This window comes from Sedimentitalea sp. XS_ASV28 (assembly GCF_041224545.1).
Taxonomy (GTDB): Bacteria; Pseudomonadota; Alphaproteobacteria; order Rhodobacterales; family Rhodobacteraceae; genus Sedimentitalea.
The window spans coordinates 1-5,852 of sequence record NZ_JBGFGP010000088.1 but is presented as its reverse complement, the minus strand read 5'-3'; the positions used below and the strand labels follow the sequence as shown (position 1 = coordinate 5,852).

General features: G+C 58.4%; 8 protein-coding genes and 1 tRNA gene. 7 read left to right on the top strand and 2 right to left on the bottom strand.

Going from position 1 to position 5,852, the window contains the following annotated elements; translation table 11 throughout:
- From AB9K34_RS04495 to AB9K34_RS04480, 4 genes are all read left to right on the top strand, one after another.
- On the top strand, positions 1 to 199 hold a 199-nt coding region (locus AB9K34_RS04495; RefSeq protein WP_369953119.1), incomplete at its 5' end, for an HK97 family phage prohead protease.
- Entirely contained in the window at positions 199 to 729 is a 531-nt protein-coding gene (locus tag AB9K34_RS04490) for a hypothetical protein (RefSeq protein WP_369953239.1), read from the top strand. The genes AB9K34_RS04495 and AB9K34_RS04490, both read left to right, overlap by 1 nt.
- Complete coding sequence (locus tag AB9K34_RS04485; RefSeq protein ID WP_369953238.1) at positions 726 to 1,778, top strand: phage portal protein; 1,053 nt, start codon at positions 726 to 728, stop codon at positions 1,776 to 1,778. The genes AB9K34_RS04490 and AB9K34_RS04485 overlap by 4 nt, the downstream gene beginning before the upstream one ends.
- A gap of 670 nt (positions 1,779 to 2,448) precedes the next feature.
- Positions 2,449 to 3,123 (top strand): hypothetical protein, encoded by a 675-nt coding sequence (locus tag AB9K34_RS04480; protein WP_369953237.1) that lies wholly within the window; start codon positions 2,449 to 2,451, stop codon positions 3,121 to 3,123.
- 68 nt (positions 3,124 to 3,191) lie between these two features.
- On the opposite strand, the gene AB9K34_RS04475 is transcribed toward AB9K34_RS04480, so the two are convergent.
- Positions 3,192 to 3,428, bottom strand: coding sequence for a hypothetical protein (locus tag AB9K34_RS04475; RefSeq protein WP_369953236.1), 237 nt, complete (start codon positions 3,426 to 3,428; stop codon positions 3,192 to 3,194).
- Between the two features lie 127 nt (positions 3,429 to 3,555).
- Here AB9K34_RS04475 and AB9K34_RS04470 point away from each other — a divergent pair, with 127 nt between their 5' ends.
- The 3 genes from AB9K34_RS04470 to AB9K34_RS04460 are packed head-to-tail and all read left to right on the top strand — an operon-like array spanning position 3,556 to position 5,530.
- Positions 3,556 to 4,209 carry a hypothetical protein gene (locus AB9K34_RS04470; RefSeq protein ID WP_369953235.1) on the top strand — a complete coding sequence of 218 codons (654 nt, stop codon included), beginning with the start codon at positions 3,556 to 3,558 and terminating at the stop codon, positions 4,207 to 4,209.
- On the top strand, positions 4,209 to 4,439 hold the full coding sequence (locus tag AB9K34_RS04465) for a DNA-binding protein (protein ID WP_369953234.1): 231 nt from the start codon (positions 4,209 to 4,211) through the stop codon (positions 4,437 to 4,439). Before AB9K34_RS04470 ends, AB9K34_RS04465 begins: the two co-directional genes overlap by 1 nt.
- Positions 4,440 to 4,444: 5 nt before the next feature.
- Complete coding sequence (locus tag AB9K34_RS04460) at positions 4,445 to 5,530, top strand: tyrosine-type recombinase/integrase (protein WP_369953233.1); 1,086 nt, start codon at positions 4,445 to 4,447, stop codon at positions 5,528 to 5,530.
- Between the two features lie 5 nt (positions 5,531 to 5,535).
- Here the strand turns inward: AB9K34_RS04460 and AB9K34_RS04455 are convergent.
- Positions 5,536 to 5,612, bottom strand: a tRNA-Arg gene (locus tag AB9K34_RS04455).
- Positions 5,613 to 5,852 lie beyond the last annotated feature (240 nt).

The following is a 5,852-nucleotide window of genomic DNA, read 5'->3' as shown; positions in this document are numbered from 1 at the left end:
TCGCGTTCCCCAGGGTGGCGAGCGCATCGAGCGGCGCGGCGCGTCCATGCTGCGGACCATCAACAAGGCCGATCTGTTCGAATTGTCGGCAGTCACAAGGCCAGCCTATCCGGCGGCGCAGATCGAGGCGCGGGCATGGGGCATGAGTGACAACACCACCACCGGCCTTCACCGCACCCTGAACAGGTGGAGGGCGTAATGGCGGACCTTTTGCAAGAGATTGAAGCAATCCCGACCAGCTATCCCAATGTCCAAAGCGGGCTGACGGCCAGGGACGCGGCGGTGGCGTGGCAACGCATCGAGGCATACACCCGCACCCGCTACACGGCCCGCGAGGTTGTCTGGACGTTCGAGGGGCGCGAGGGCGAGGGCTGGACGCCCCCGCTGTCGCCTGTCACCGCGCACATGGCTGAGAAATGGGAAGGCGGGGCGTGGGTTTCCGTGACCCTGGCTGATGGTCCCGTGGGCCTGTGCCTGCCGTCTGACGGCGTGTTCAGGGTCACGGCTCAGGTGGGCGATGGCAACCAGCCTGCGGCTGTCTCCGAGGCGTTCCGGCGCCTGGCCGAATACATGGCTGACGACACCGATCGGGCGGGCGTGTCCAGCTACAGCGTGAACATGGGCGGGGCCATTCAGGAAAGCTATCAGCGCAGCGCGGCCCATGCGGCCCGTGCGCTTCAAAACAGCGGCGCGGCGGACCTGCTGCGCCCGTATCGGAGGCAGAAATGATCTGGCCATTCAAACGCAAACAAGAGGTCGAAACCCGCGCGAGCGGCACCGGCTATACGGCGCAGGTGATCGCGGCGAGAACGGCATACATCACCGGCACCGGCGGGCGGGCCGAACTGACGGCCACGGTTCAGGGGGCGGTCACGCTCTGGGAAAACGGGCTGTCTGTCGCGGACGTGGAGGGCACCGGCCTGTTGACCCGGCGGGCGCTGGCAATCGCGGGCCGGATGCTGGCCCTGCGCGGCGAGGCGGTGTTCTACATCACGGACGAGGCGCTGATTCCGGTGTCGGATTGGGATTTGTCCACCCGGCTTTCGCGGCCCGTTGCCTACCGGCTTTCATTGCCCGATGCGGGCGGCGGCAAGACCATGACCGCGCTGGCGGACGAGGTTCTGCACTTTCGGATCGGGGCCGATGCAAGTCAGCCCTGGTACGGGACGGCCCCGCTCAAGCGGGCCAGTCTCTCGGCTGACCTGCTGGAAGTGATCGAGCGGGCGCTTGTCGAGGTCTACGGGGACGCCCCGCTGGGATCGTCCATCGTGCCGATGCCGGAAACACCGGAAACCGACCTGGCCCAGATCGCGCGGGGCTTTCGCGGATCGCGCGGGCGCGTCCTTGTGCGGGAATCGGTGCAGGTACAGGCGGCAGGTGGACCGGCCCCGGCGCAGGACTGGCGGGCCAACGATCTGACCCCCGATCTGCAAAAGGCGATGATGGACAAGACGCTGGACCAGGCCCGCGACCAGATCAACGCCGCATTCGGCATCCTTCCCGGCCTGACCAACAAGGCGACAACCGGGCCGATGGTGCGGGAAGCGCAACGCCACCTTGCCCAATGGACCCTGCAACCGATGGCCGAACAGATGGCCGAAGAAGCCACGGACAAGCTGGGATCGGCGATCAAGCTGGACCTGATGCGGCCCCTGCAAGCCTTCGATGCAGGCGGACGGGCACGGGCAGCGGCAACGGTGATCCAGGCCCTGGCACAAGCCAAAGAGGCAGGCGTTGACCCTGCAACCGCCCTGAAACTGGTGGATTGGAGCGAATGAGACAAGGCAGATTGCGCCCGGTGGTCTTGGTCTTTCACCCACCAAAGCAATCCCGTCAGTCGGGAGTGGGCAAACCCCGACATGGCGCGGCCTGATTCCTGCGGGCGCGGCGCAGCACGACACGGCTGATAACCGGGGTTGATGCACATGGACCCCGCGTCAGGGGACCAGGGCCGGGACGTGAGTGGCGTCCCGGCCTGCTTCGTCGGTCTGGTGAATTGCTCAAGCAGATTGAGCCACAGGATAAAGGCGGGGATCGCAAATCGGATCACGGTAAGGGCGACCACACCGTGATTTCCCGCTCAGACGCAGCCCGTTCCGCTGGCATGTCCAAGCACCAACAGATGCAGGCAACCCGCCTAGAACCCGGCGGTGCGGTGGGGGATTGACCGTTTCCCGCATTTCGAGGATTATATCGCTGGGCTTAAGAACCCTGACCAGTGATATACCGCACAACCTTTGGCAAGGTTTCCACGTTGGCGCGTGGAGCGGCAGAATGATGTGAACGCTTGGCGGCGTCCATCACCCGTCCAACTTATGTTGGGGTGGTGACGCTATGCAAGAGCCTCAGGGTAAAATCGTCACGCTTGTCTCACTGGCAGGTTCTTAACACCCCGGCGCCCGGACGGATCGGGCCTGGCCTTAAGAAGCCAAATCAGTGAGAAACCAAATGACAAATCCCAAACCTACGCACGTCGAAACACCCGGCCTTAGCTACACGTTCTACAGCGAGGATGACGCGGACATGACCACGCCTGAGGGGCGCTTGGCGTGGTTCTGCGCGCACTTCGAGATCGATGCCCCTGCACTGGCCTATGACCCTGACGAACCGGACGAGCTACTGCTGACGGATGAGCTGCTCGGGTTCTGCGGGCGTGAGGGTCTGAACCTTGATTGGCTCTTTTCCGGCTATGTGGGCGGGCCGCTGGCCGTCTATCGGGAAAAGCACCGGATCACCCCTGACGCCGACAAGTGGTTATCCTGCGAGCAACGGATTGCCCAGCTTGCCGAGTGGTTCGAGATCGACGCGCCAAACATCCAGCATGACCCGGAAGAACCTGGCGTGGTGTTGGCGACCGAGGAACTGTTGACCTGGTTGAAGAATGAAGGGGCCTGCATGAATTGGGTGTTCGCGAACGATCTGCGAACGATGGCTCTGACCTATCGAAAGGACCGGATCAGGGAACAAGAAGATGTAAAGACGCTGACCCGCATGGACGAAGTAGAAAAGAATCTGTTGGTCTTGGCTCTGCGCGCGCGGCTGGAACAGGGCGTGCCACTGGATCAGGCGCTTGACGCATTCGCGGTTGCTGTGAAGGAGCATCGGGCGAATAAGGCGGCTTGAAGGAAAAATCGGGCCGGCAAAGCGGCGTAACGCTTGACGGGGGGCCAAATAACTGGCTCCCATTCTCTCTATTCGGTTACTGGCGTTGCCGAATGAAAGAACTGTGATGCCGTATTCAGCACCATATTTCTCTCTTCGCTTGGTTTTGCAAACATCTCGAACTCCCCCCCGGTGGTTGCTTCAACTTGGAGGTGGAGAAGATTGCCCTCTACCGCGACAACTGTCCAAAGGCTCTCGGATTGTTCCGGTCCGTCTTCGGCAGATTCCAGCGTGACAAAATTGTATTCTTTTCCGGGTTCAAACATGGTGTTTCCTATTGTTTCACACTTGATTTGTTGACCTTGAAAGCGTTTCGAAAGGAAGGCCACACTCTATTTGTATCACTTACAAAAGTAGTTGGCGATTCTTTTCGGATGCTGTACACATAGAAGAATGAAATCTACCGCATTCATAGAGGCGATGGCCTTCGAGCTCTCCGTGCCGCAAAAGACAATGGTGACCTATACCCGGTTTCTGAAGGAAGCTGGATTGCTTACCACTGGTGCTCGTGGAGTGAACGCCCCGCACATGACCCCCTTGGATGCGGCGCGCGTTACTATTGCTCTACTGGTCAGCGATACGCCGGGGCAGGCGGTGGAGCGGGTCAAGCGGTTCGGAGGGATCAGGTATTCGCCAGCCTTCCGCAAGACAATCCGAGGTTACAAAACAATTCAGCCGAGCGAGTTCGAAGAATTGTTTGAGGGAGAAACGCTAGAGGAGGTGCTAACCTTTCTCTATGCCATGCCTGAGAAAATGGGCGTTGATGCGGCGCTAGAATGGAACCACCACAATGTGTATCACCTGCGCGCACATCCCTTTGATGTGTTAGTCGAGTTGTTTTCCGATGTCTGGGAAGACGGCGAAATTGTCGGAGAGCGCGTTATCCCCTTCAAAGGGAAGAAGTACCAAGAAAACACGCCCAAAGGTGAGTTCCCCAAACCCGTTTCTGAATGGACCTTTATCAAAGGTGGCATCCGCGTCGAGCGTATGATTACGGGGATGAGTTTTCTGAGCATTGGTATGCTGCTGGCGGGGGTAGGCGACTAATGTCTCTGAGCTTTGACTATACACCTCGGCTGATGCCTGCCCCTCAGGCGGCGCATTACTTGGGTATGTCGGAGACTAAGTTGAAATCCTTGAATATCCCGCGCCGTGTCATGGATGGCAAGCGGCTGTATCACGTTAATGACCTTGTCGCGTTTGCTGATAACCTTCCCATAGAAGGCTATCAGGAAGGCACATCATGCGAAGACATTTTCGAAGCGGGGTCAGATTGAAACACTTGAACCAATCTGACTTTTTCCCAAGCGGCAACCAACGCTGGTACTACCGCCCTAAGGGCGAAACGGGTATCGCTATGCCCGACGCACCAAAGGACAGCCCCGAGTTTTTAGCGGCATATATCGAAGCCGCAGGCGAAAAGCCCCAAGCCAAGCCAAAGACCTTCAAAGCTGGTACGCTCGGCGCTGGCGTGACCGCTTACCTCGGCTCCTGTGCATTCCAGGCACTAGCACCAAGTACCCGCGAAAGATGGCGCACGCGGTGTGATGATATCCGTCGGCGGTATGGTGCAGCACCTTTGAACAAAGTCTCCGCGAAGAACATCAAGCGAGATCTGGCCAATTATGACGGCCACGCTGCGAACAACCGGCTCAAGGTCTGGCGCTCATTATTCCGTTATTGGGATGAGATGGGCGACGTTGATGTGAACGTTGCGCTGATGGTGGCCAAGCGCAAAACCGCAAAAACAGAAGGTTTCACACCTTGGACACGCAATGACTTTGATTTGTTCCGCGCTCATTGGGCAATCGGCACGCCGCAGCGCATGGCTTTTGAATTGATGTATCGAACTTGCGCCGCGATTGGCGACACCTGCAACCTGAATATCTCGATGGTAGATGCGGATGGTTGGTTGACCTACACACGCCAGAAATCAAAGAGCGTGGCCACCTGCCCTTTCCATGTCATTGGGCCAAGCTGGTTCGAGGCGACTGACGATCTGGCGCTATGCTTGGAAGCTGCGCCAAGACACTTCAACTACCTGTGCACGAAAGGCGGTAAGACGCGCTCCGAGAAAGCAGCAACAACTTGGTTCTCGAAAGCTGCGCGAGCAGCTGGTCTAGAGGCTGGTAAAACAGCGCACGGAATCCGCAAAGGGCGTGCCGCGATCTTTAAAGAAAATGGCGCGTCTAGCGATCAAAGAATGGCTCTTTTGGGTCACGAAAGTGAGACCGAGACGCTTAGCTACTCGAAATCTGCTGACCTTCGGCGGACCATAGAGGGAACAAAAAGTTCCAACCTGTCGGAGCAAGTTCCAACTTCAAAATCTAACAACTTGAAACAAAAGGGAAAATCCAATGCAGATTAGTGCAATGGCGGACCGAGGAGGATTCGAACCCCCGACCCCTTGATTCGTAGTCAAGTACTCTATCCAGCTGAGCTATCGGTCCACTTGGGGCGATTTAGATTGAGCCGCGGAGGTTTGCAAGTGGAAAGCGCCGGCCTAAGGTAAAAACATAGTTTTTCCGGCCCGATCACCAAGGGAACCAGGCTAGGCCGTGTTGACAAAAGGTGTTAACAGGGCGGGCTGAACGTGATTCAAACTGGTATCTGCAATGGAGACCAGCTTGGCACGAGACCTGATGTCGGACGAAGAGTGGGCGTTTCATGAACGCTTCATCCTGGCCGCC